Below are 24,128 nucleotides of genomic sequence, written 5' to 3' on the forward strand. Positions count from 1 at the left end.
CTCCTTACCGCTTATATTACCTCATCATTAGCTAAATCAACTAGTAATGCTGTTATATTCGTTTTCGTTATTCGACCTACTACTTCAAAACGGGAGCCATACTCTACTTCCACAACAATAGGAAGTCCATCAATTTGCTTTTCAATTAATTTATTAGCCACTTCAATAATTAAATCATCTTGTTTGCATACTGTAATATTAGGCATTCTCGTCATAATAATACTTACAGGGATAGACTCTAGCGCTTGCTTTCCAAGACTTGCCCGAAGTAAGTCTTTCCTTGAGAGAACACCTACTAAGGTTATATGCTTATCCACGACAAATAATGTTCCAACATCCTCTAAAAACATCGTGCATATCGCATCATACACCGATGCTGACTCTTGAACCACAACGGGCCTAGACTGGTATTCATTTACCGTAATGTTCTTGACTTTCTCTGCTAACATTTGGTTTCCAGATTTCCCTGTGTAGAAATACCCAACACGTGGTCTAGCGTCTAAATAGCCTGCCATTGTTAATATAGCCAAATCGGGACGAAGCGTAGCTCTTGTTAGAGAGAGACGTTCTGCAATTTGTTCCCCGGTAATTGGGCCACTTTCCTTAACAATCTCAATAATCATTTCTTGCCTACTTGTTAGTTCGATTGGTTTTCACCGTCCTTAGCACTAAAAGTGCCATACTAATATATAATTATTATATACGAGTGATAGCCAATATGGAAAGAGCAAGCTTATATGACCTCCTATTTATCAATATAGGAAGACACCTACATTTTAAGCGAATACTATTGACTGGAATTGGGCATAAGAACGAATAACTTTAGACAGTTCACTCATCTGCTGCAGTCGATTTTGTCGAATATTTTGATCCTCTGCCATAACCATGATGTGATCAAAATATTGATTAATTACTGGCTCAGAGCTTGCAAGCTCATTATATGCAAGCTTGGCATCTCCTTTTTCCAACGCCTTTTCCACATTTACTTTCAACTCTTGATAATGTCTGAATAACATTTTTTCTTCTTCTTTTTCAAACAATGTTGGATCAATTTCAATAGAATCCTCAGCCTTCTTCGCGATATTTGTTACTCGACTTAGCGCCTCAACGACCTTTTTAAACGCTAAATCCTGACGCTTTTCAGTAATAACCTTTGCTTTTTTCATTACAGTCGGAATATGACCTATTTCGTCATTTAATACAGCATCAATAATATCATATTGTATTTCATTTTCTTGAAGAAGTGCCCTAACCCTTAATTTAAAGAATTCAACAAGTTCTGTTTGAATCTCTTCATAGTCACGCTTAAGCAGTTTTCTGCCTTCCGCAACATCTAAACTTACTTTTATCAATTGTTCAAGAGTCACTTCTAAATTATGATCATGAAGCATTTGAACAATCCCTGCCGCTTGACGTCTAAGCGCATACGGATCTTGTGAACCTGTTGGAATAAGTCCAATGGCAAAACAAGTTACAATCGTATCTAGCTTTTCTGCTATGCTGACAACCGTCGCTTCAAGTGATGAAGGACTTGAATCTCCAGCAGACCTCGGCTTGTAATGCTCATTAATACCTTTAGCCACCTCTTTTGATTCCCCAGCTAATTCAGCATAAACTTCCCCCATTCTACCTTGTAGCTCAGGGAATTCGTTTACCATTTGCGTTACAAGGTCAAACTTACTAATCTCTGCAATTCGATTCGCAGTTTGCGCTTTTGCTGAATCAACATTTAGTAATACATTTAAGTCGGTTACTAGTTTTTTAACACGTCGAACCTTATCCCCAACGGAACCTAGTTCCTCATGATAAACAATTTGCTCCAGACGTTGCAAGGCATCATCTATATTTAATTTTTGATCTTCATTATAGAAAAACGCCGCATCAGAAAGCCTTGCACGAAGGACTTTTTCGTTTCCTTTCGCTACATTCTCAAGATGTTGATGATCCCCATTCCTTACTGTAATAAAATACGGCAATAAGTCGCCTTTTTCATTTTCTACAGGGAAGTAACGTTGATGTTCTTTCATTGACGTAATTAACACTTCTTTTGGCAATTTAAGAAAATCTTCATCAAAACCTCCAGAAAGTGCAGTTGGATATTCAACCAGATGAGTCACTTCCTCTAAAAGCTCTTCATCGATCGGTATAATCCAACCGTTCCCTTCTGTCATAGATTCGATTTGATTTCGTACCGCTCTTTTTCGTTCTAACTGATCAGCAATAACATATTCACCTAATAACGCTACCCCATACTCACTTGGATCACTTAATTTAATTGGCTTACCAAGGAACCGGTGTCCATATGTTGTAGCACCTGTCTCAATGCCTGTGATAGAAAATGGAATAACCTCTTCTCCATACATAGCAACAAGCCACCTAATTGGACGAGCAAAACGAAGATCATTGCTTCCCCAGCGCATATTTTTTGAAAAATGTAAAGAAACAATAAGTTCTCTCAAAGCAGGAAGAAGTTCCACTGTTTTTTTCCCAGCAATGTATTTGTTAGCGAATATATACTCTACACCTTTTACCTCTTTAAAAAAGAGCTCGTCAGTCGTTACTCCTTGACCACGAGCAAACCCTTGGGCTGCCTTAGACCAGTTACCTTCATCATCATAAGCTATTTTCTTAGCTGGACCCTTTGCTTCTTCGCTAATATCAGGCTGACTCTCACCAAGCCCCTCAATGAAGATCGCAAGGCGCCTAGGCGTAGCAAACGTCCGGATGGAATCAAATACTAACCGTTCTTCTTTTAGCCATGATTCAACTTTTTCTTTTAACTGTTCAATTGAACTCGTGACAAATCTTGCAGGTAATTCTTCTAAACCAATTTCTAGTAAGAAGTCTCGTTTACTCATTATCTTTTCCCTCCTCTTTTTTTAACATTGGGAATCCTAAGCGCTCACGTTCGTCATAGTATAATTTTGCTGCTGCACGCGCTAAGTTTCTTACGCGCCCAATGTATCCTGTTCGTTCCGTAACAGAAATGGCTCCTCTTGCATCGAGCAAGTTAAACGTATGTGAGCACTTTAAAATGTAATCATATGCTGGGAAGACAAGTGATTCATCTAATGCTCTTTTAGCTTCCTGCTCATATGTTCCAAAAAGGGAGAAAAGCATTTGAGTATCTGAAATTTCAAATGTGTACTTTGAATGCTCATATTCCGGTTGCTTAAAAATATCTCCATACGTAAACCCTTCCACCCACTCAAGGTCGAATACATTTTCCTTATCTTGGATATAAGATGCTAGCCTCTCAAGTCCATACGTTATTTCTGCTGAAACAGGACTTGCCTCAAGTCCTCCAACTTGTTGAAAGTATGTAAATTGTGTAATTTCCATTCCATCAAGCCATACTTCCCATCCTAACCCTGCACAACCAAGGGTCGGGTTTTCCCAGTTATCTTCAACGAAACGTATATCATGTTCTAAAGGGTTGATACCAAGTGCCTCTAGACTTTTTAAATAAAGTTCTTGAATATTAATAGGAGACGGCTTCATAATTACTTGAAATTGATGATGTTGATAAAGTCGGTTTGGATTCTCCCCATATCTTCCATCCGCAGGCCGGCGAGATGGCTCAACGTATGCTACATTCCAAGGCTCAGGACCAATTGTTCTAAGAAGTGTAAAGGGACTCATTGTTCCTGCCCCTTTCTCTGTATCATACGCTTGCATGATCATACAATTTTGCTTTGACCAATATTCTTGTAGCGTCAAAATCATATTTTGTACATTCACTATAATTTCCTCCTTAAATTTTCATGGTGACATTCGAGTGATTAGGCATAAGAAAAAGCTCCCATCCCTATGTCGTAATGACATAGGGACGAGAGCTCTTCCCGCGGTTCCACCCTAATTATTAAAGTCAAAGCAGACTTTAATCACTTTCATCGAATGTGCTCCGAAATGCCTTCCTTATCATCTAGATCCCTAGCTCGCACCGTCCTAGGTTCGCTTTCTCAAGAGAGGATAAGTACTACTTTCCATCAATGCACCATATGTTATTACTAGCATCATATAAAACTTCAGCAAAAGTGTCAACATTCGAGCTATAAATCACCCATCCGTTCCATTTGCTCAAGAAAACGTTTGGATTTTAACCTTAATCCCGAATACTCATCATAATAAGCTGCTAACACTTCTTTTAGTTCTTGCTTTGTTTCTTTTTTTAACGATATTTGTCCAAGACGATGCAAATCGATATAAAAAAATAATCTTAGTAATCTTGCTGAATGAGCAGATAATTTAAACCCTTTATTATCTCGATGCAAACATCTATGACACAAAAACCCAGCATGTCGAATGGAAAAGGCAACTGGTAATTCGGTAGAAGAACAGCTTACACATTGGTCTAGCTCTGGTTTTATCCCTGCAACAGCAAGCATTTTCACCTCGTAAATTCTAAGCAACACATCAGAGTCAATACCTTCATTTAAATAATAGAGCGTTTGATATAACAATTCAAAGAGATAAGGATTTCTACTTCTCTCCTCTGTCAGTTTATCTGTCAGTTCAACTATGTAAGTGGCGTAAGAGGCCCGAAATAAATCACTTCGAACCTCTCTAAAAGAATCTACTATATCTGCTTGGTTGAGCGTACCAAGACCATGACTTTGCTGGTAAACAAATGTGCCATGAATAAACAATTGTGAAGCAGCCGATAATCGATTTTTAGGCTTTTTTGCCCCACGAGACATAACACCAATTTTCCCTAACTCTCTAGAAAAAATTGTTAAAATTTTATTTGATTCGCCATAATCTGTTGTCCGAATCACAATACCTTCAACTTTGTGAATCATACTTGTCACCACACGTCCTTTGTGAGGTGTCAACATACATTAATGTGTTGGAGCGTCGGATGTTTCGATATCCTCCATGTCTTCTTTTCTGAATTGATCGTCTGAATCCCGCTCTAATTCTTTCAACAATAAATACGTGTCCACATTACCTGTCATTGAAAAGACTTTCCATGAAAAATCGAGCATTTCAGAATCCACCTTCCTATAAAAGACTTAGACTTACGCTCTATACTTGTATGATGACCTACTTTCCTAGAATCATGATAAGGAAATATTGTTAATTTAATCTGCTTGACATTTACTACTTCCATTTTTTGTTGGTCTACTATTATGATAATGAATTACGAACCAAAAAACAATGGATATACGCCTAACGGATTCAGTTTTGGAGCAGTTACTATCATGCAAATGAGTAACACAATTAGCGAATTGTTTTGCAACCCAGCTATCTCCAATGTATGAATTCAAGCACACTTAGTTAAGATTAATTTAGTTATAAAATTGAATGATGAAGCACAAAACAAATTAGAATGTTTTGCTGTAAGTCATTCATCCTGTCGATGAAAAACTTTCTTAATCTGTTCGGTCTCAATAGGTCCTTCATCTTCGATGAAGGACCTTTCTTGATTAAATTAGATGTACTTCTCGTTAATTAAACATCGAAGCGAACATAAAAAAAGCTCAATTCATAAGTGAAATTGAACTCCTTCTAACATATTTGCGATGGCTCCGCTCGCCGTGCGCCCGTTAGGAGAAACCCGCTCCTAACAGGCTTAAAACATTACGGCGGGTTTGCTCTGGCTCCTCGATTTTGTCAAAGGCAATTGCTCTTGATTCTTGTTCCGTGCGAACATGGTTGCGATGGCTCCACTCGCCGTGCGCCCGTTAGGAAAAACCCGCTCCTAACAGGCTTAAAACATTACGGCGGCTCCGCTCATCGCTTCGAGTTTATTAAAAAAGGGAATAACGCCCTTTTTTAATAAACTCTAGTACTCATCTTCTCTAAATCCGAAATCTCTGAGATGGGCGGGTTTGTTGCGCCAGTCTTTTTGGACTTTCACCCAGATTTCGAGAAAGACTTTTGAGCCGAGTAATGATTCAATGTCGCCTCTTGCTCGTTTTCCTACTTCTTTAAGCATTGATCCTTGTTTTCCGATGATGATTCCTTTTTGAGAAGAGCGTTCAACAATAATGGTTGCTCCAATATAAACAGTATCACTGTTTTCACGTTTTTTCATTTGTTCAATATTTACCGCAATGGAATGAGGAATTTCTTCTCTAGTCAAATGAAGAACTTTCTCACGAATCAATTCTCCTACAACAAAACGCTCTGGATGGTCTGTTACTTGATCACTCGGGTAATATTGTGGACCTTCATCTAGATATTCTGTAATTTGCTCCATTAATGTAGGCACGTTATTTCCTTGCAATGCAGAAATAGGAATGACTTCTTTAAAGTCATATTTTGTTCGATACGTATCAATAACCCCAAGCAAATCATCCGGCGCAATCTTGTCAATTTTATTTATAACAAGAAAGACAGGAGTTGACGTATCTTTTAAACGCTCAATAATAAACTCCTCTCCTGAGCCAAATGCTTCTGTAGCATCAACTACATATAAAACCAAATCTACTTCCCTTAACGTGTTTTGCGCAACTTTCATCATAAAATCGCCGAGCTTATGCTTAGGTTTATGTATACCTGGTGTATCAATAAAAACAATTTGAGACTGATTGCTTGTATAAACACCTTGTATTTTATTTCGTGTTGTTTGTGGTTTATCTGACATAATTGCGATTTTTTGTCCAATTACATGATTTAATAACGTTGATTTCCCCACGTTCGGTCGACCAATAATAGAAACAAATCCTGATTTAAAACCTTTTTCGTTATTCATCCATATCCTCCGCTGTAAATGCTCCAGGTAGCAACTCTCCTACCGTCATTTCTGAAATATCACCTTTTAAATTCGTTAATACGACAAGTGTGTCACGCGAACACAATTCAACCATCACTTGACGACAAGCTCCGCATGGAGAGACAGGCCTGTCCGTTCCTGCTACGACAGCTACCATCTTAACATTTTTATTCCCTTCCGAATACGCCTTAAACAAAGCCGTTCGCTCAGCACAATTCGTAAGTCCATAGGAGGCATTTTCAATATTGGCACCTTTATAAACTGCACCATCCTCCATTAATAGAGCTGCTCCAACAGGGAAGTTAGAATAAGGCACATACGCTTGTTCCCTTGCTCGCTTAGCTTCAACGATTAATTGCTCTTTATTCATTATCTTCATCCTTTCTTCTCGAGCGCACATGAACGACCATATCCCGTTCATTGTACTCCGTTTCCACATCATTTACTATGGCTTCTGGGTCAGGCGGTACAACAACTCCACCAGAAATAATGAACTTTAACCCTTGTTCTACTGTCATATTTAAAACAATTACCTCATCTCTCGGAACGAGCACAAGCCAACCAGAAGTGGGATTTGGTGTCGTAGGCAGGAAAACATTGATACAAGCCTTTGATGTGACCCGCTGTACTTCTCCTCTAGATTCCCCTGTTTGAAACCCGACCGTATAGAGGCCTTTTCTTGGATACTCAACAAGAACAACATTTTTAAAAGAAGAACGTTCTTGCGCAAACGCATGAATGACTTGTTCTACCGAAGTATATATGGAGTTTGCTATCGGAATTTTACGAAAAGAACGATCGATAGTACCAAATATTTTCATTCCTCTCCCTTGAATACGCATGGCTCCAACCCATGTTATAAGGAGGATGGTTAATACAAAACCAATACCTAGCAATCGTTCTGAGAAAGGAGTGTATACCCCAAGAAAATAGATACGGCCCTCTTCTGTTGTAATAATATTCAATGCTTTTAACACATCTGTAATAAAGGACCCGAGAAATGCATCTACCAAGCCAAACAGTAATTGAATTACGTAAATTGTTGCTATTGCAGGCAATAAAAAGATTATGCCTGCAATAATATTTTTTTGAAATCTCTTCCACATAGTAGAGGGTACTCCTCTCAACCAGTTCTAGAACAATTTAAGTATAGCCGGGATAAAAAGGATACACCCAATTGCTACTGCAAATAAACAATAGATGAAGACAGCAGCGGCCGCTATATCCTTTGCCCGTTTTGCTAATGGATGATATTCTTCCGTTACAAGATCAACTGTACGTTCGATGGCTGTATTCATTATTTCTAGAGCAAACATGCTAGCTATTACCAAAAGCAATACTACCCAATGCCCAACTGGAAATCGCAATAAAAATGCAGCAAATATAGTTACAATTGCTACTAACAAGTGAATCTGCATGTTTTGTTCATGTTTAAGAACATATTTAAACCCCTGTGAAGCATAAAAAAATGACCTGAGTAATCTTCTAAATCCTCTTTTGTTCCTATCGTGTAAGCCCATAAGCAGTTAAAATGTCCTCTTGCCTTGAGAACATTTCCTTCTCATCGGCATCTGTCATATGGTCATAGCCAAGTAAGTGGAGCATACCATGAACAGTTAAGAAGCCTAGTTCCCGCTCAAACGAGTGGCCGTATTCCTCCGCTTGCCTTTTAATGTGAACAAAGGAAATAATAATATCGCCGAGGATATTAGGCATATCTTCTGCATAAACAACCTCAGGTTCATCTTCATCTTGTTCATTTAATGCAAAAGAAATAACATCTGTTGGTTGGTCTTTATCTCGGTATTCTCTATTAATTTCTTGAATACGTTTTTCATCTACTATTGTCACCGAGACTTCAATTTCACCTTTTATTCCTTCCACTTCTGCCGTTTTCAAAATTACAGCCTCAATCAGTTCATGCTGATCTTTTGTAATACTGTTCGTCTCGTCATTAAAATCAACAGTTATGTTCATCCTTTTTCTCCCTTTCCTTTTACATCTTCCGGGTATTCGATGCGTTGATGAAACGTTCCTTTTAACGTTTCAAGGATCGAAACAGCTATTTGATCAAGTTCTTTTAACGTTAAATTAGATTCATCAAATTGACCATCTTCTAATTTATCTTGAATTATTTTTCGAACGAGCGCTTCAATTTTATCTGGTGTTGGCTTTTGTATCGTTCGCACCGCAGCTTCTACACTATCTGCAATTCCAACAATAGCTGAGACTTTTGTTTGTGCCTTTGGACCTGGATAGCGAAATTGCGACTCTGGAATCGGTTGGTCAGCATCCTTGTTTGCTTTATGATAAAAATACTTTAGCAGAGTCGTACCATGATGTTGCTCAGCAATATCAATGATCTCTTTAGGCATCTTATACTCACGCAATAGATCTGCTCCATCATAAGGATGTGCGATAATAATAGTTCTACTTAATTGCGGAGAAATCTTATCATGTGGATTTTCCATTCTCATTTGATTTTCAATGAAAAAGTGTGGTCGCTTTGTTTTTCCTAAGTCGTGATAGTAAGAACCAACTCGAGCTAGTAACCCATTTTCACCAATCGATTCACAGGCTGCTTCAGCTAAGTTCCCGACAACTACACTATGATGGTAAGTTCCCGGTGCTTCAACTAATATTTTGCGCAATAAAGGATGGTTAGGGCTTGAAAGTTCAATTAATCTAGATGTCGATAAAATTCCAAAGCCTGCCTCAAAAAATGGTAATAAGCCGATTGTTAAAACAGCAGCTACAAAACCAGATAAAAAAGCAAACCCAACATGCATTCCAATTTCAAACCAACCACTCTGGACACTTTTCATAAATAATAGAGCAATAACAGCCACGATATTAATAGCTGAAACAAATAATCCCGCTCTTAAAATTCTAGAAATCCGATTAGACTTATCTAAAAAATAAGCACCTGCAAATGAACTAAATAACATATAAAAACCATAAGTAAAGTTGAACGTTCCTACAGTTTCATTATTAAACATAATACTTCCAATAACGGCAAACATTATACCTGAATATATCGCAAGACGAGTATGAATGAGCAACGTAATAAGCATTGCTCCAAGCGTCACAGGTACAACAAATCCAATTCCTTGAATTTCTAACCCTTCTAACAGGCTAGTTATTTTCATTAAAGATACAGTTACAATAAATATTAACGTGTACATTAATAGATGGCTGTTATTTTTCTGTACGGACGTTTGTGCTTCATTTACATAATACGCTAACATACCCGTAATAAGCAAAACGAGCAAAGCTAATCCAATATATGGAAAAATATTGAAAGACCCATCTAATAGTCCTACAATACGAAGTTGTTCATAAATGTCGTGATCAATCATTTCTCCTTCTTTTACAAGAAGTTGTCCTTCCCTAATTAGAACGGGCTCAACACTCTCCGCTGCCTCTTGCCTTATTTGTTCAGTTGCAGTAGCATCATATATGTAATTCGGAATGATAGCAAATTGGGCTACTTCAATCATTGCATCTAGAAGCCTGTTACTTACAGTTGAAACTGCTATTTGGTTGCTCACTTCCTGTTTTGCATCAGCTAATTCTCGGATCGATATTCTCTCACTCATTACTTCGTGTACAGCATTTGTTGTCGTCTCTTTTGCAATTTGCAACTGTGATTCTCCTGCATCTAAAAGTGCGATGAGAGTTTGATCCGTAATTCCATTGCTCCTCCTTAACGAAAGAACTTCTTTCATATATTCAATTTGCAACTCAATAAGCTCTTCTTCCCCTAAAGGCTCTTCTTCTAAATCCCGGCCGGGCACAAGTTCTTCTTCCATATTTTTTGCTTTATTAACAACATCAAAAATATCGTCTACTTTCTTCACCTGATGTTGAGCATACTCTCGTTTCAAATCATAAACAGGCCCTATCTCATCAACAGCCGTACTTCGCCGTTCCTCTGTAGCTGTTCTATGCTCGATTGTTATAGGTGAACGGATATCTTTGTCTGCTATTTGAGAAAGACGAATATCTAATGTTTCCGGAATAACATTTCCTAACAGTAATATATAAAGAATAAATCCAATCGAACAAAAAAGGATTGCGCGTATGTATTGATGTTCTCGAAGTCTTTTCCACCACTTTTGTTGATCAATGGTTGACCTTCTCTTCAAGCAAATCACCTCATTTCTTCCTTCTATACCTTTTCATTTCAAAAGGGAAGACCCTCTTTCATTAAGAGGGTCTTCCTATTAACGCCTCCTAAGGCAAGGCTTTCTTTTACACATAATCCTATGTTCTTTCGATGAATTCTCTTTCATCAGCATCTTGTTTTTCATAGGCCTGTAAAATTTGTTGCACTAATGTGTGGCGAACAACATCAGACTGTTGCAAATAAATAAATGCTATGTCTTTTACTTTGTCCAAAATTTCAATTGCAACTTTCAAGCCGGATTTTTTGCCACGTGGCAAATCAATCTGCGTTAAATCTCCATTGATCACCATCTTCGAACCAAATCCAAGTCTGGTGATGAACATTTTCATTTGTTCTCTAGTTGTATTTTGGGCTTCATCTAGAATGACAAAAGCGTCATCTAGCGTACGTCCACGCATATAAGCTAAAGGCGCTACTTCAATCGTACCTCTTTCCATCAACCTTGCCGTTTGTTCCATGCCCAAAACATCATGAAGAGCATCATAAAGAGGACGTAAGTATGGATCTACTTTTTCCTTTAAATCTCCAGGCAAAAAGCCCAAACTTTCTCCCGCTTCTACAGCTGGACGCGTTAAAACAATTCGTTTTACATGACCTTCTTTTAAAGCCGTAACTGCCATGACAACAGCTAGATACGTTTTACCCGTACCAGCGGGACCAATTCCAAAAACCATGTCCTTCTTCTTTAAGGCAGCGACGTAATGGCGTTGACCAAGAGTCTTCGCAATAATTGGTTTTCCTTTAACGTTCATTGCAACTTTTTCATCATAAAGCTCAAGAAGCTCATCTAGACGATTATTTTCAGCTAATTGAGCAGCATATACGACATCTCTCTCAGAAATAGATATCCCTTTTCGGATTAATTGTATTAAAGTAGCAATGATTTTGCGAACAATTTCTATCTTCTCTGCATCTCCAGTAACGAGTACTTCCTCACCACGAGTAACAAGCGTCACATCAAGATGTTCTTCTATTCGCTTCAGATGTCTGTCATGAGGGCCAATAAGTGCCTGTGTCTCATTGGCATTCTTGACTTCTAACTGTATTGTTTTCGTTTCTGACAATAGACTCAATCTCCTTGAATAATCGGTTGCTCCGATGTAATATCTTCTATTACTTGGTAATGTATCCGTAAGTTTACTTTACCACTCTCAACAGTTTCGTGCAAAACTTTTTCTCCAATTATTTCCGCATCCTTTGGTAAATCCTTCGATAAATCAGCACGGGCACGTTCCCTCGCTGCCCGGATCGCCTCTTCCTTTGTATACGTACGCTCAAATTGATCGGTTTCAAGAAAATCAGAACGTTTATAAGTTAACGGTAGTGACCAATTAATAAATCTGAAAGGTCTTTCGTGAATCGACTCTGTAAATTCTTCAAATTCAACTTTCCCATAGCCCCAGATTGGGATATCAAGCCCATAAATCGAGAGGTAATGTTTTGACTTTTTCTCCCCAGTTAACGTTGTAAATAGGGTATCTAACGGGATAGTTACGTCGGACTTGTACCAAATTTCACCAAATACAACTGCCTGAGCTGGAACCAACTCTTTTTCTTCATCTTCAGCATCTTTTTTTCCTATATACCCAGAAACAAGGAGATCTCCTTTTCTAACAAAATCATTAGGCTTGACCATAGCCTGACCATGTTCAACAAAGATTTTACGTATGATTGCTTTCTTCGTTGCCACTAAATGTCTAGGACTGTAGCGGTCCGCTTCTTCAGGAAGTTGTTGTTCAACTACTTCAAACTCAAAGGTCGTCCCTTTTTGTCTAACACCAACCCATGTGGCCCCTTGAACTAACTCAGTGACATCTCTTTGAATAAGTTCAACACTGGGAAGAGAAAACTGAAATGCTCCACGTTTTATCCCCATTTCAGTTACTACCTGTCTTAATTCATGCTCTACTTGCGGTGAAGCTCCCTTAATTTCAACTCCCCAAACCATATTTGAAAGTACGAACATAATAGCCAAGAACCCTACAAGACCAGCAACAAACCCTGAGCGCGCCATAATTCGCCTTATCAAAAAAGGAAATCCACTCCGTTGAATAAATGACACTTTACAATTGGTCATTCGTAAGAGAGGACGAATCCTCTTTGCATCCTCTACATCCATATAGCAAACAATTCGATTGTCGCCAATTTTTTTGATTTGCCATATCGAGATGTCTTCCTCAATACAACGGTTAAGAAACCTTTCTGGATAATCACCATCTATCCTTACCCGTACATAGCCATGTAAATGGTTAGTCCAATTATTCTTCATTGTTGTTTTTCCCCCTTTAAAACATACGTATACGTAGCTACTTGCTATGTACGTGACTCATCTATATAAAGAACTTGATCAATGCGCCCTTCAAGTAGCAATTCTTCTGGTAAAATCGTTTTAATGACAAAGTTATCACCCTTTATGAGTAATTGCCCCTGCTTAAGTAACAACCGGAGCTCTTGATTGGAGAATCTTAATACACCGCGATGATTTTCAATGTATATATGCAATTGGCCAATCATAGTGATTCGTGGCAGGTCCATCATGACATCTGCAGGTAATTGCAGTTGTTTTGTCATCCAGTTCTTCATTTGCTGTCTCATTTTTTTCATATGTGAACCCCCTCTCCTCTAATCTTTATGATCAATAATGAGTTGATATCACAATGAATCCATGCCAAAACAAAAAAAAGAAGCAGTGCCTAGTTGGCACTACTTCATATAGCGTCTTCTCGAAAATGTATTATGAGGCTGACGTGCTCTCGGACGACCAAGCACCTCCGACCACACAACTGCTTTCATAGCTTCTTTATTCGATAGACGATTTAACCCGAGATCCAAACCGTCACTATGATGAGTTACTTCTGTCTCACTTCTTACTTCACGGTCTCTTTGAGAAGCTTTTTCTCTTTTTTGACGTAATTCATCGTACCGATTTTGAATCTCTTGCTGCAATTGCTCTCTTTCAGAAGGGACAGTTACTTGGACTTGTTCCACTTTAGGTTCTTGTCGATTTCGACCTCGTTCAGGCTCCATTTCTTCTTGCTTAAATATCTCACGCCAATCAACTTTTTCTTCTTGCGGTTGTTGCGGTGGTCTCTGTCTCTGCCCTGCTCCACGGTTATCTTGATGCTGCTGTCCAGCACCCGTCATTCGACCTAGCATACTAATGAGACCACCGACTATAACAGCTACAAAGATAAAATTTTGAGCAATAAACTCAAGTAAACTTTCTAAAGGCACATTCATCTCCTCCTTTCATTTTTTAGGGGAGGATTCATGATTATTCACCCTTTTGATTAGTTGAATCACCATCAGTAGCTTTGCTAATTGAATCACGCATATCTGTATCTGCCATTACATTCTGATAGTTCATATAATCCATAACACCCATATTTCCTTGACGTAACGCCTCAGAAAGTGCCATTGGTACTTCAGCTTCAGCTTCAACAACCTTCGCACGCATTTCTTCAACTTTTGCTTTCATCTCTTGTTCTTTCGCTACTGCCATTGCACGACGTTCTTCTGCTTTCGCTTGAGCAATTTTCTTATCAGCCTCAGCTTGATCAGTCTGTAATTCAGCACCAATATTTTTGCCGATATCAATATCTGCAATATCAATAGACAGGATCTCAAACGCTGTCCCTGCATCTAACCCTTTTGAAAGAACCGTTTGTGAAATCATATCTGGATTTTCTAATACTCTTTTATGATTTTCAGCTGAACCGATTGTTGAAACAATCCCTTCACCAACACGCGCAATAACCGTATCTTCCCCAGCACCCCCAACAAGTCGGTCGATGTTAGCACGTACCGTAATACGCGCCTTAGCTTTTACTTCAATTCCATCCATCGCTACACCAGCAATAAATGGTGTTTCAATTACTTTAGGGTTAACACTCATTTGCACAGCTTCAAGCACATCACGTCCAGCTAAATCAATTGCTGCTGCACGTTCAAAACTCAATTCAATATTCGCTCTTTGCGCTGCAATTAGTGCGTTAACAACTCGGTCAACATTACCTCCTGCAAGGTAATGCCCCTCTAATTTTGAAGTACTTAAATCAAGCCCTGCTTTTACTGCTTTAATTAACGGGTTTACAACACGAGCAGGAATAACTCGACGTAACCTCATTCCAACCAATTCAAAAATACCAATACGAACTCCTGCCGCTAAGGCTGAAATCCACAGCATAACTGGTACAAAAGTAAATAATACCGCAAGCAAAATAAGCAATATTGCTAAACCAATTAACAATGTAATACTACCAGGATCTAATGCCATTTTCTTATTCCTCCCTTAATTTGTTTTCTCTCACTTCACGAACAACAATTCGTGAACCAGCTGTATACACAACTTCAATTTTACTACCCTGTCCAATATATCCTCCCTCAGATACAACGTCAAGACGCTCTTTATCAAAAACGGCTGAGCCTGAAGGTCGAAGCGGGGTCAAAGTTGTACCAGTTTGACCAATCAATTCTTCTCTTGTTTTATTCGTGATATAACCTTTTTCAGTACTAGTTGAATCCGTATGAATGATTTTTTTCATCGGACCTCGATTACCAAAATATTTAAATATAAAAACCGTAGCGACAGCTGTAATCACAAGGGCTATAGCAATATATATAAGCATTGAAGCCGTTGAGAATGACGCCAGTAGCATACCACCAATAACAGAGGCAATCCCTAGTAATCCAAAGATCCCAAAACCAGGTATAAAAATCTCAACCATAATAAGTAAGAAACCAATCACAAATAAAATCATCGATTCCCAACCAGCGAAGCCCGCGAACATATGCCCAAAGAAAAAGAGCAATAAAGCGGAGATTCCCATTATCCCCGGAACTCCAAAACCAGGAGAATATAGTTCAAGAACCAGCCCCAAGCTACCAATTGATAATAATATGGGTATGACAACCGGATGAGTAACAAAACGAGCAATCTGCTCAGAAAAGCTTACTTCCATATCACGTTCTTCGACATTCCCTAATTCTAAATAGTCAAGAAGCTCCGCTCGATTAGACGCAATTGCTTCCGCATATCCTACTTGCAATGCCTGTTGAGCTGTAAGGGTTAAAAGTTCCCCTTTAGGCGCGCCTAATTCAGGCAGATCAATACGCTGATCAGCCATCGCAAGAGCATACTGCGGATCTCGATCATTCAACTCAGCAGCACTGCGCATCTCCGATAACCAATATGATTGTGTCTTATCATCAGCCGCATTTCCAGCACCATCAATTACAGCTGCTGAACCCATAGTTGCACCTGGTGCCATAATAATTTGGTCTGTATTGAGTGCGATATATGCCCCTGCTGAAATCGCCTTGTTTTTTACAAACGTAATAATGGGGATATCACTTTCTTGAATTAAAAGCGCAATGTTTCCAGCAGCATCAACGGCTCCACCTGGTGTATCCATCTCTAATATAATATGAGTAGCACCATCTTCTTTTGCCGTAGCAATAGACCTTGACATAAAAGCTTCTAGACCACGTTCAACTGTTTGCTCAACTGGAATATAATAAACTAAAGATTCATAATCAGAGTCTTCATCACTATAAACTAGCGATTGAATTGGCATGAGCAAACAAGCTAAAAGAAGAAATGTGATTGAACAAAATAGACGTAAACGCCTTCTTTCCATATGTACCCTCCCTTCTATCGTCGCTCTAATCCTTCTACGAATACAACTTAAAAATGGTTTCAACTTTTTTCAACCATTTTTATATAATATTCGCTTTCAATTCACTTACCATTCTATCATGAAAACAAATTCCAGCTCTAGTAAAAGCAAAAAAACGTCTCACCTCTAACAAGAGATGAGACGTTTGTGTCATTATGATAAATGTTGTTGCACAAGACGATTCACAAGACCACCATCAGCTTTTCCTTTAACCTTAGGCATGATTGCTCCCATGACCTTACCCATGTCTCCTTTGGTTGACACCCCTACTTCTGTTATTGTTTCTTGAACAATTTGAGAGACCTCTTCTTCAGAAAGCTGTTCTGGCATATAGTCTTCAAGTACAGTGATTTCATCACGTAGCTTGGAAGCTAAATCTTCACGGTTTGCTTTTTCAAACTCATGGAGGGAATCCTTGCGTTGTTTCAGTTCGCGATTAAGCACCGTAAGGCTATCATCGTCCGTCAACTCACGTCCGAGCTTATACTTCTCGTTTTGCAACGATGACTTTACCATACGGATGACAGAGAGTCTATCCTTTTCCTTGTTCTTCATCGCATTCTTCATGTCTTGATTTAACCGTTCAAGAAGATTCAATGAAAGCACCCTCTCACTTCAATTAGAACTTACGTTTTCTTGCTGCTTCAGATTTCTTCTTACGCTTAACACTAGGCTTTTCATAGTGCTTACGCTTTTTAACCTCAGCCAACGTTCCTTCTTTAGAGAGTGATCTCTTGAAGCGACGAAGTGCAGCATCAATCGATTCGTTTTTGCGAACACGAGTTTCTGCCATTTTATTTCCCTCCCTCCGAAACAACCAACTCAGGACGTACATTCTATTTGAGTGCACGTCTCTTAGCATTATAATACAATCATAGTAATAGGTCAACCGAAAATCAACAAGTTCCACTCTATCATTTTGCTTTTAACCCATTTAACATTAAATCGATATAAATTTTAGATACAGCTTTTTCGTTTAGCTCTCCTTTTGGATTAAACCAGTGATAACTCCAATTAACTGCTCCAAGGATGGCTAAAGTTATAATATTGCTATGCAAATCTTTACGGAATTCACCAGTTTCAATTCCCTTGTCAATAACACGTTTTATATTTTCTTTAAACTCATCACTTTTCTTAAATATATCTTCTAGATGGACTTCATTGAGATGCTGCATCTCACGAAAGAACACTCTTGCACTTTGTCCATGCCCTTCAATATGTTTCATAAGCATATAGACCATTTCAAAGAGCTTTTGCTCTTGAGTGGTAACTTGATTTACTATTTCCTCTTGGCTTATTAACAAATCGTCTATATAACGAAGGTGTATTTCCATTAAAAGTTCTTCTTTACTTTTAAAATAATAGTAAAACGTTCCTTTCGTTACTCCTAGTGCTTCTACAATATCTTGGATGGACGTTTCAGTAAAACCGTTTTGTCCAAACAAGTCAATGCTCTTTTCAATTATTTTCTCCTTCATGTTGTTAACGCCTCACAATCTTCTAAAAAAAATCATTGGAAATAGTATATCATAAAAGGATTAGAGCATTATTTGGCGTTAGAGAAAACTTTGTAAAAATATCCATGGACTTATGATTCACGTTCTAGTAAAATTGCAATCCCTTGGCCACCGCCAATACATGCAGTAATAAGCCCAAATTGCTGCTTTCTTCTAGCAAGTTCATAGATTGTTTTTGTCATTAAAACAGCCCCCGTGGCTCCAAGCGGATGGCCATGAGCAATTGCCCCGCCATTAACATTTAATTTATTAACATCAAATTGAAGTTCACGATCAACCGCTAATGTTTGCGCAGCAAAAGCTTCATTACATTCAATTAAATCTATTTGATTTAATGTCATACGAATTCTTGCTAGCAAAGACTTCACAGCTGATACTGGACCAATCCCCATTACTTTCGGGTCTACACCACTGATAGAGGATCCACGAATAACTGCTATAATAGAAAGACCACGTTTTTCTGCCACTTCTCGTGACATAACAACAAGTGCACAAGCCCCATCATTAATGCCTGAGCTATTGCCCGCACTAACTGTGCCACCGTGTAAGAATGCTGGAGGTAACTTAGATAAACCTGCTTTTGTCGTTTGTGGACGCGGATGCTCATCTTCAGTAAATATGAATGGTGCCCCTTTTCGAACAGGTATAGTGATTGGTACAATTTGTTCATCAAAGTAACCTTGCCTCATCGCATTAGCCATTTTTTGTTGGCTATTATAAGCGAATTCATCCTGTTCTTCCCGTGTAATTGAATATTTTTCTGCTAGAGTCTCAGCCGTTATTCCCATAGGAGGGTCACCTATGTCCTTTGGTGACAGTTGTTGTGGTCTAAACTTGGGAAGGACGTGATCGTAGCCCTTTGTAGGACGATCCATTAAGTAAGGAGCTCGACTTAAACTCTCTGTACCTCCCGCAATAAAAATATCGCCAACTCCTGCTTGGATGGCTTGTGCAGCAAGGATAACCGCGTTAATGCTTGATCCACATTGTCGATCTATAGTTATTCCCGTTGTAGAAAAAGGGAAGCCCGCTTGCAAAGATGTTAGTCTAGCGATGTTTCCTCCACCACTTGAAACATTTCCAAGTATAATATCATCGACCTCTCTGGGATCAATGTTCGCTCTTTTTAATACCTCTTGTAATACAATTGCCCCGAATTCATGTGCTTGTAATGGTGCTAATGCTCCTCCTTGTCTAGCAATAGCCGAACGAACAGCACTGACAATCACAGCATCACGTTTGCCCATTTATTTCCCTCCCTATAATCGTTCTATACAATTGCAATAAATGTTCATATGTAAATGTATCTTGAAATCCCTTTTTATATGATTCTCTTATTCAATATACATACTGATTAAAAAGCACCTCTATTTTTTGTTATTCAATTAACTTTTCCATCAAACACTCTCTTTTTAATAATTTCTGTCATGCTCGTTCACTTTTGTCCATAGATTGGATAGAGAGGTGATCGGAGTGATTAAAGAATTATTTTCGTTGTTGGCTGTATTTATTGCTTTATTCTTATTTGGGATGGTTGTGATGAGAGCAGGACTATTTCAAATCGGACAAGCGAAATTTAAAAAAGTATTACACCGATTAACGGATTCAGCATGGAAAGGGTTAGTCGTTGGTGCAATTGCCACAGCGATCCTTCAAAGTAGTTCAGCTATCATCATCATGACTGTTGGCCTCGTGGCTACAGGACTTCTTGCTTTCCGTCACTCAATCGGTATCATTTTAGGAGCGAATATCGGGACGACTATGACAACAGAATTACTTGCTCTTGATTTGTCCATGTTAATCGTACCTCTCTTGGTAATTGGACTAGTCACTTTAGTAATTCCTAACCAAAAAACATACTCCTTAGGATGTTTATCTTTTGGACTTGCATGCATTTTTATTGCCATGGATGGATTAGAGACATTAGCTTATCCGCTATCATCGATCCCCTCGATTCATTCATTTTTTGATTTAACAAATGAACATCAACTAGTTGGCATTGGAATCGGAACGGTTCTGACCGCTATCATTCAGTCAAGTACAGCGACCACAGCTATTGCAATGGGGTTTATGACAGATAATGTATTAAACCTTCCAGCAGGTATAGCTATTATGTTAGGAGCGAATATCGGGACGTGTGTTACAGCATACTTAGCTAGCATTGGTTCAGGGCGCAGTGCAAAGCTTGTTGCTTACGCAAATATTTGGCTAAATGTGTTTGGTGTTCTTTTTTTCTTTCCCCTTATAGGATGGTTAAGCACATTAGCAAGCAGCCTTACTCCGATACCAATGATGCAGCTTGCCCATGCTAGCCTTATCTTTAATGTGATTTGCTCAATCATTTTGTTACCTTTTGTAACGTATTTTTCAAAGTTTGTAGAGTGGTTACACGCAGATAAGGTAAATGCTTGAAGAAAAAGGTATCTGCTAACAGTATTGAGGGGACAAAAAAAGTCGGTCAAGTGCAATGTGTAGAGCCGTTGCCTTGGTGTTAGAAGTGCTCTCACACCTATTATAAAAACCTTCTATGAGTTGATTTCTCATAGAAGGCGCGCAACGGTGCGGAACCTTTGCTACTTAATCAAGGAACTGAAATAGGTTGTTATTTACCCTTTTTCAATGGCTTCACTATTGTCAGCCAGTACCTTTTTGTCATTTAGTTTTGATAAGATTGTGTACTGTAAGACATATCTTGACTAGATTGTCCTTGACCTTGTTGGTTTTGCATTTGTTGTAACTTTTGCAGCTCTTGTTGCTGTTGCTGTTGGCTTTGAGTTTGCTGTTGTAGTTGTTGTTGGGATTGATTGATTTGCTGAGCCATTTGATTCAATACATTAATGGATTGAATAGATTGACTTACATTCCCTAACATTTGTGTTGCTTGTTGGATAGATTGCTGGAGGTCTTGGAATGTTTTCTGTTGTTGTTGTTGCGCTTGATTGCTAATTTGTTGTAGTTGTTGTAATAATTGATTTGTTTGTTGTTGGTCTTGTCCTGAAATCATCATTGAGTTAGCTTGCTGCTGAGTTGATTGAAGCTGGCTAAGTGTAGACTGCATCGTTTCTAACTGTCCTTTAAGCGGATCTAACTCTACTCCAATTTCCTCCTCAGCTTCCTCCGTTACATGTTCAATGATATCTTTTGCGTCTTTTTCCATTGCAAACTCCTCCTTAAATGATTCATAATTATAATTTGTCGCTTCTGTTCGACCAACATAGACTGGTGCTGGCGCCGGTTCAGGTTTTGCTCTAAAAAAATATGCAAGTGCACCTACTATGGCAACAAGCACAAAAACAATGAAGAATAACATTCCATCGATGGTAATGCACCTCCGCTTTTCTTGCCCGGTGCCCCAAACCTTTTGTTCAGGACAAAAATATTATGATCTAGATCCCCTTTGAATATTTAGAAAGTGGCATTCCAAAATTAGGAGTTAGCATAAAGACGTGTTATGAACAGTTCAATTATAAAAATTCAGAACAAAACTATTCTTTTTTTTCATTAGGTACAGGAAAAGTCTTGAATATTTCTCCATTTCTTATCCCCTCAACAAGGGATAATAACCAATTGTAATAAGGTTTAGATTTCTCTAGAAGGTTATAAATATCTTCTGCTTCTTGTTTACATGAATCTGAAACATCGGTAGAATCTAGGATTTTTAACAGAACTTTTTGTGACTGATCAATGGCTACTAAGTTTAAGTTCACTTCTCTTTCCCATTTTTTCGTGAAAAATTTATTAAAAAATTGGAAGAAATCCTTTTCTGCAATATAAGTATGCTTTCGATTTCCTCGTTGAAACGTTTTTTTTACGATATCATACTCTTGCAACTTCTTTACTCCCGTACTCATACTTGGTTTACTCATACCTAGTTCTTCACGCATAGCATCAAGTGTCATGTTATCCTCAAAGTACATTGTTCCGTAAAGAATTCCTACACTTCTAGTTACTCCATATAAATCCATTGTTTCAGCTAGAGAATCAATCACTAAATCCTTTGCTTTATTTATAGTAGCAATAGCTTCTTCATCCTTTTGACTCACATTCCCACCTCCTTCAAATTAAGTGTGTTAATTTTATTTTTTATTTATTTAATGTTACTTAAATATTGAGATATGTCAAAAAGAAATCCTAGTATAATTTCTTTGGAATAGGCAAATCAATGATTACACCAAGGCTTCTCTAACAATTGATTTTTATTAAAAAAATTTCCTTTTGACAGTTTTTCATGAGGATGTTAAATTTAAGATATTCAAAACGTTAAATTTTTTCTTAATTAATTTAACGAACTTAACGAATTGGAGGCGATATACGTGACAATCAAACGTATGTATATTGATGGCCAATGGATTGAATCTCATACTGGTAATACTCGAGACATTATTAATCCATTTAATCAGGAAGTTATTGCAACTGTGACAGAAGGTGATAAAAAAGATTCGCAATTAGCTATCCAAGCTGCCCGAACAGCTTTTGATAAAGGAGAATGGTCAACAACACCAGCAAACGAGCGAGGGGAAATTGTTCAAAAAATTGCAGAGCTCATTCGTCGAGATAAAGAAGAATTAGCTAGGCTAGAATCATTAGATACAGGGAAAACAATCGTCGAAAGCTATGCAGATATGGATGACATTGCAAATGTATTCCAATATTTCGCTGGACTTGCTGATAAAAATGGTGGAGAGGTGATTCAATCTCCAATCCCTGATTCAGAAAGCCGTGTAGTACGTGAGCCAATTGGTGTTTGTGGCCAAATTAGTCCATGGAATTACCCACTACTACAAGCGTCATGGAAATTAGCTCCTGCACTTGTAGCTGGAAATACTCTAATTGCAAAACCAAGTGAAATTACACCACTTACTACAATTAAAGTGTTCGAATTAATGGAGGAAGCTGGTATTCCAAAAGGTGTTGCAAACCTTGTACTCGGACCAGGTAACACTGTAGGTGCTGAGTTATCTACTAGTCTAGATGTAGATTTAATTTCTTTCACAGGCGGGATTGAAACAGGAAAGAAAATTATGCAAGCTGCTAGTGGGAATGTGAAGAAGATCGCCCTTGAATTAGGTGGAAAGAATCCAAATATCGTCTTTTCTGATGCTGATTTTGATACAGCTGTTGACCAGGCATTAAATGCTGTCTTTTTCCATGCAGGTCAAGTATGTTCTGCTGGGTCCCGCTTATTAGTAGAAGAAAGCATTCACGATCGTTTGGTAGAAGCTGTTATCGTCCAAGCGAAGAAGATTAAATTAGGAAATGGGTTTGTAGAAAGTACTCAAAGTGGACCACTCATTTCAGCCCAACACCGCGATAAAGTAGAAAATTATGTAAAAATTGGTAAACAAGAAGGAGCAGAACTAGTTCTTGGTGGAAAACGTCCGGATGATCCTGAGTTACAAGACGGCTTTTTCTATGAACCTACTATTTTCGTGAACTGTACGTCTGACATGAGAATTGTACAAGAAGAGGTATTCGGACCGGTCTTGACAATTGAAAAGTTCTCGACTACTGAAGAAGTCATTGAAAAAGCGAATGACACAATTTACGGCTTAGCAGGTGCTGTATGGTCAACTGACATTGAAAAAGCAGAAACAGTAGCATCAAAATTACGTATGGGGACAGTTTGGATTAACGATTTCCACCCATACTTTGCACAAGCTCCTTGGGGTGGATTCAAGCAATCAGGCTTTGGTCGTGAGTTAGGCCACATGGGACTAGAGGAATATACAGAAGTAAAACACATCTTCCGCAACAAAAAACCACAACCAGCCGGATGGTTTGTGTAAACCAAAAAGGTCGGTTTTTGACCTTTTTGGTTTACACAGGGGGTGCGCGGAGCCGCTGCTTTGGTTTGAGTCTGAAGGAGTGCTCTTCTCCTTCAGACGTGCAGCGTGCGGAGCCACCCCCACTTTCCTAAGGTCCGGGTTTGACCTTTTAGCTTACACAGGGGTGCGCGGAGCCGCTGCTTTGGTTTGAGTCTGAAGGAGTGCTCTTCTCCTTCAGACGTGCAGCGTGCGGAGCCA

The 24,128-nt window shown here is 38.6% G+C and carries 25 protein-coding genes; 2 read left to right on the forward strand and 23 right to left on the reverse strand.

Annotated elements, in window-relative coordinates; genetic code table 11:
- Positions 1-11: 11 nt before the first annotated feature.
- The 21 genes from ccpN to SAY88_RS12510 all read right to left on the reverse strand — a co-directional run bounded on the left by ccpN (position 12) and on the right by SAY88_RS12510 (position 19,352).
- Positions 12-647, reverse strand: coding sequence for a transcriptional regulator CcpN (ccpN, locus tag SAY88_RS12410; protein WP_488803297.1), 636 nt, complete (start codon positions 645-647; stop codon positions 12-14).
- A 129-nt stretch (positions 648-776) separates the two neighbouring features.
- Positions 777-2,858, reverse strand: coding sequence for a glycine--tRNA ligase subunit beta (gene glyS, locus SAY88_RS12415; RefSeq protein ID WP_332632145.1), 2,082 nt, complete (start codon positions 2,856-2,858; stop codon positions 777-779).
- Positions 2,851-3,741 carry a glycine--tRNA ligase subunit alpha gene (gene glyQ / locus SAY88_RS12420; RefSeq protein WP_250096138.1) on the reverse strand — a complete coding sequence of 297 codons (891 nt, stop codon included), beginning with the start codon at positions 3,739-3,741 and terminating at the stop codon, positions 2,851-2,853. The genes glyS and glyQ overlap by 8 nt, the downstream gene beginning before the upstream one ends.
- Positions 3,742-4,052: 311 nt before the next feature.
- Positions 4,053-4,802 (reverse strand): DNA repair protein RecO, encoded by a 750-nt coding sequence (recO, locus tag SAY88_RS12425; protein WP_332632146.1) that lies wholly within the window; start codon positions 4,800-4,802, stop codon positions 4,053-4,055.
- A gap of 39 nt (positions 4,803-4,841) precedes the next feature.
- The gene (locus SAY88_RS12430; RefSeq protein ID WP_250096140.1) at positions 4,842-4,988 is read right to left on the reverse strand and encodes a YqzL family protein; all 147 of its coding nucleotides are present in this window, start codon (positions 4,986-4,988) and stop codon (positions 4,842-4,844) included.
- Between the two features lie 800 nt (positions 4,989-5,788).
- Positions 5,789-6,700 (reverse strand): GTPase Era, encoded by a 912-nt coding sequence (gene era, locus SAY88_RS12435; RefSeq protein WP_332632147.1) that lies wholly within the window; start codon positions 6,698-6,700, stop codon positions 5,789-5,791.
- Complete coding sequence (locus SAY88_RS12440) at positions 6,693-7,091, reverse strand: cytidine deaminase (RefSeq protein WP_332632148.1); 399 nt, start codon at positions 7,089-7,091, stop codon at positions 6,693-6,695. The genes era and SAY88_RS12440 overlap by 8 nt, the downstream gene beginning before the upstream one ends.
- Complete coding sequence (locus tag SAY88_RS12445; protein ID WP_332632149.1) at positions 7,084-7,827, reverse strand: DUF502 domain-containing protein; 744 nt, start codon at positions 7,825-7,827, stop codon at positions 7,084-7,086. Before SAY88_RS12445 ends, SAY88_RS12440 begins: the two co-directional genes overlap by 8 nt.
- 27 nt (positions 7,828-7,854) lie before the next feature.
- Positions 7,855-8,241 (reverse strand): diacylglycerol kinase family protein, encoded by a 387-nt coding sequence (locus SAY88_RS12450; protein WP_332632150.1) that lies wholly within the window; start codon positions 8,239-8,241, stop codon positions 7,855-7,857.
- Positions 8,225-8,698: an rRNA maturation RNase YbeY gene (gene ybeY, locus SAY88_RS12455; RefSeq protein WP_332632151.1), complete on the reverse strand. Its 474-nt coding sequence runs from the start codon at positions 8,696-8,698 to the stop codon at positions 8,225-8,227. Before ybeY ends, SAY88_RS12450 begins: the two co-directional genes overlap by 17 nt.
- On the reverse strand, positions 8,695-10,869 hold the full coding sequence (locus SAY88_RS12460) for an HD family phosphohydrolase (protein ID WP_332632152.1): 2,175 nt from the start codon (positions 10,867-10,869) through the stop codon (positions 8,695-8,697). Before SAY88_RS12460 ends, ybeY begins: the two co-directional genes overlap by 4 nt.
- A 118-nt stretch (positions 10,870-10,987) precedes the next feature.
- Positions 10,988-11,974 (reverse strand): PhoH family protein, encoded by a 987-nt coding sequence (locus SAY88_RS12465; protein ID WP_332632153.1) that lies wholly within the window; start codon positions 11,972-11,974, stop codon positions 10,988-10,990.
- A gap of 5 nt (positions 11,975-11,979) precedes the next feature.
- On the reverse strand, positions 11,980-13,179 hold the full coding sequence (gene yqfD, locus SAY88_RS12470) for a sporulation protein YqfD (RefSeq protein WP_332632154.1): 1,200 nt from the start codon (positions 13,177-13,179) through the stop codon (positions 11,980-11,982).
- A gap of 44 nt (positions 13,180-13,223) precedes the next feature.
- The gene (gene yqfC, locus SAY88_RS12475) at positions 13,224-13,514 is read right to left on the reverse strand and encodes a sporulation protein YqfC (protein ID WP_332632155.1); all 291 of its coding nucleotides are present in this window, start codon (positions 13,512-13,514) and stop codon (positions 13,224-13,226) included.
- Between the two features lie 99 nt (positions 13,515-13,613).
- Positions 13,614-14,144, reverse strand: a complete 531-nt coding sequence (locus tag SAY88_RS12480) for a hypothetical protein (protein ID WP_332632156.1) — start codon at positions 14,142-14,144, stop codon at positions 13,614-13,616.
- Between the two features lie 40 nt (positions 14,145-14,184).
- Complete coding sequence (floA, locus tag SAY88_RS12485; protein ID WP_332632157.1) at positions 14,185-15,186, reverse strand: flotillin-like protein FloA; 1,002 nt, start codon at positions 15,184-15,186, stop codon at positions 14,185-14,187.
- Positions 15,187-15,190: 4 nt separating this feature from the next.
- Complete coding sequence (locus tag SAY88_RS12490) at positions 15,191-16,549, reverse strand: NfeD family protein (protein ID WP_332632158.1); 1,359 nt, start codon at positions 16,547-16,549, stop codon at positions 15,191-15,193.
- Between the two features lie 192 nt (positions 16,550-16,741).
- Complete coding sequence (locus SAY88_RS12495; RefSeq protein WP_332632159.1) at positions 16,742-17,185, reverse strand: GatB/YqeY domain-containing protein; 444 nt, start codon at positions 17,183-17,185, stop codon at positions 16,742-16,744.
- A gap of 22 nt (positions 17,186-17,207) precedes the next feature.
- Entirely contained in the window at positions 17,208-17,381 is a 174-nt protein-coding gene (gene rpsU / locus SAY88_RS12500) for a 30S ribosomal protein S21 (protein ID WP_003323311.1), read from the reverse strand.
- 121 nt (positions 17,382-17,502) lie between these two features.
- A complete protein-coding gene (locus SAY88_RS12505; protein ID WP_332632160.1) occupies positions 17,503-18,066 on the reverse strand; it encodes a TetR/AcrR family transcriptional regulator in 564 nt (187 codons plus the stop codon).
- 110 nt (positions 18,067-18,176) lie between these two features.
- Positions 18,177-19,352, reverse strand: coding sequence for a thiolase family protein (locus SAY88_RS12510; RefSeq protein WP_332632161.1), 1,176 nt, complete (start codon positions 19,350-19,352; stop codon positions 18,177-18,179).
- Positions 19,353-19,578: 226 nt separating this feature from the next.
- Here SAY88_RS12510 and SAY88_RS12515 point away from each other — a divergent pair, with 226 nt between their 5' ends.
- The gene (locus SAY88_RS12515; protein WP_250096156.1) at positions 19,579-20,517 is read left to right on the forward strand and encodes a Na/Pi symporter; all 939 of its coding nucleotides are present in this window, start codon (positions 19,579-19,581) and stop codon (positions 20,515-20,517) included.
- Between the two features lie 244 nt (positions 20,518-20,761).
- On the opposite strand, the gene SAY88_RS12520 is transcribed toward SAY88_RS12515, so the two are convergent.
- Together SAY88_RS12520 and cudC are read right to left on the reverse strand one after the other, a co-directional pair.
- Complete coding sequence (locus SAY88_RS12520) at positions 20,762-21,262, reverse strand: hypothetical protein (protein WP_332632162.1); 501 nt, start codon at positions 21,260-21,262, stop codon at positions 20,762-20,764.
- 328 nt (positions 21,263-21,590) lie between these two features.
- Complete coding sequence (cudC, locus tag SAY88_RS12525) at positions 21,591-22,148, reverse strand: choline uptake/conversion transcriptional regulator CudC (RefSeq protein ID WP_332632163.1); 558 nt, start codon at positions 22,146-22,148, stop codon at positions 21,591-21,593.
- A 285-nt stretch (positions 22,149-22,433) separates the two neighbouring features.
- Here cudC and betB point away from each other — a divergent pair, with 285 nt between their 5' ends.
- The gene (gene betB / locus SAY88_RS12530) at positions 22,434-23,891 is read left to right on the forward strand and encodes a betaine-aldehyde dehydrogenase (RefSeq protein ID WP_332632171.1); all 1,458 of its coding nucleotides are present in this window, start codon (positions 22,434-22,436) and stop codon (positions 23,889-23,891) included.
- The last annotated feature ends 237 nt before the right edge of the window (positions 23,892-24,128 follow it).

The sequence above is a fragment of the Halalkalibacter flavus genome (assembly GCF_036663575.1).
GTDB classification, from domain to species: domain Bacteria; phylum Bacillota; class Bacilli; order Bacillales; family Bacillaceae_D; genus Halalkalibacter; species Halalkalibacter flavus.

What these genes read in the sequence shown, in the direction of transcription:
- glyS (WP_332632145.1), bottom strand. Translation starts at nt 2,858, where the DNA reads ATGAGTAAACGAGACTTCTTACTAGAAATTGGTTTAGAAGAATTACCT.
- recO (WP_332632146.1), bottom strand. Translation starts at nt 4,802, where the DNA reads ATGATTCACAAAGTTGAAGGTATTGTGATTCGGACAACAGATTATGGC.
- SAY88_RS12430 (WP_250096140.1), bottom strand. Translation starts at nt 4,988, where the DNA reads ATGCTCGATTTTTCATGGAAAGTCTTTTCAATGACAGGTAATGTGGAC.
- era (WP_332632147.1), bottom strand. Translation starts at nt 6,700, where the DNA reads ATGAATAACGAAAAAGGTTTTAAATCAGGATTTGTTTCTATTATTGGT.
- SAY88_RS12440 (WP_332632148.1), bottom strand. Translation starts at nt 7,091, where the DNA reads ATGAATAAAGAGCAATTAATCGTTGAAGCTAAGCGAGCAAGGGAACAA.
- SAY88_RS12445 (WP_332632149.1), bottom strand. Translation starts at nt 7,827, where the DNA reads ATGTGGAAGAGATTTCAAAAAAATATTATTGCAGGCATAATCTTTTTA.
- SAY88_RS12450 (WP_332632150.1), bottom strand. Translation starts at nt 8,241, where the DNA reads ATGGGCTTACACGATAGGAACAAAAGAGGATTTAGAAGATTACTCAGG.
- ybeY (WP_332632151.1), bottom strand. Translation starts at nt 8,698, where the DNA reads ATGAACATAACTGTTGATTTTAATGACGAGACGAACAGTATTACAAAA.
- yqfD (WP_332632154.1), bottom strand. Translation starts at nt 13,179, where the DNA reads ATGAAGAATAATTGGACTAACCATTTACATGGCTATGTACGGGTAAGG.
- yqfC (WP_332632155.1), bottom strand. Translation starts at nt 13,514, where the DNA reads ATGAAAAAAATGAGACAGCAAATGAAGAACTGGATGACAAAACAACTG.
- floA (WP_332632157.1), bottom strand. Translation starts at nt 15,186, where the DNA reads ATGGCATTAGATCCTGGTAGTATTACATTGTTAATTGGTTTAGCAATA.
- SAY88_RS12490 (WP_332632158.1), bottom strand. Translation starts at nt 16,549, where the DNA reads ATGGAAAGAAGGCGTTTACGTCTATTTTGTTCAATCACATTTCTTCTT.
- rpsU (WP_003323311.1), bottom strand. Translation starts at nt 17,381, where the DNA reads ATGGCAGAAACTCGTGTTCGCAAAAACGAATCGATTGATGCTGCACTT.
- SAY88_RS12505 (WP_332632160.1), bottom strand. Translation starts at nt 18,066, where the DNA reads ATGAAGGAGAAAATAATTGAAAAGAGCATTGACTTGTTTGGACAAAAC.
- SAY88_RS12510 (WP_332632161.1), bottom strand. Translation starts at nt 19,352, where the DNA reads ATGGGCAAACGTGATGCTGTGATTGTCAGTGCTGTTCGTTCGGCTATT.
- SAY88_RS12520 (WP_332632162.1), bottom strand. Translation starts at nt 21,262, where the DNA reads ATGGAAAAAGACGCAAAAGATATCATTGAACATGTAACGGAGGAAGCT.
- betB (WP_332632171.1), top strand. Translation starts at nt 22,434, where the DNA reads ATGTATATTGATGGCCAATGGATTGAATCTCATACTGGTAATACTCGA.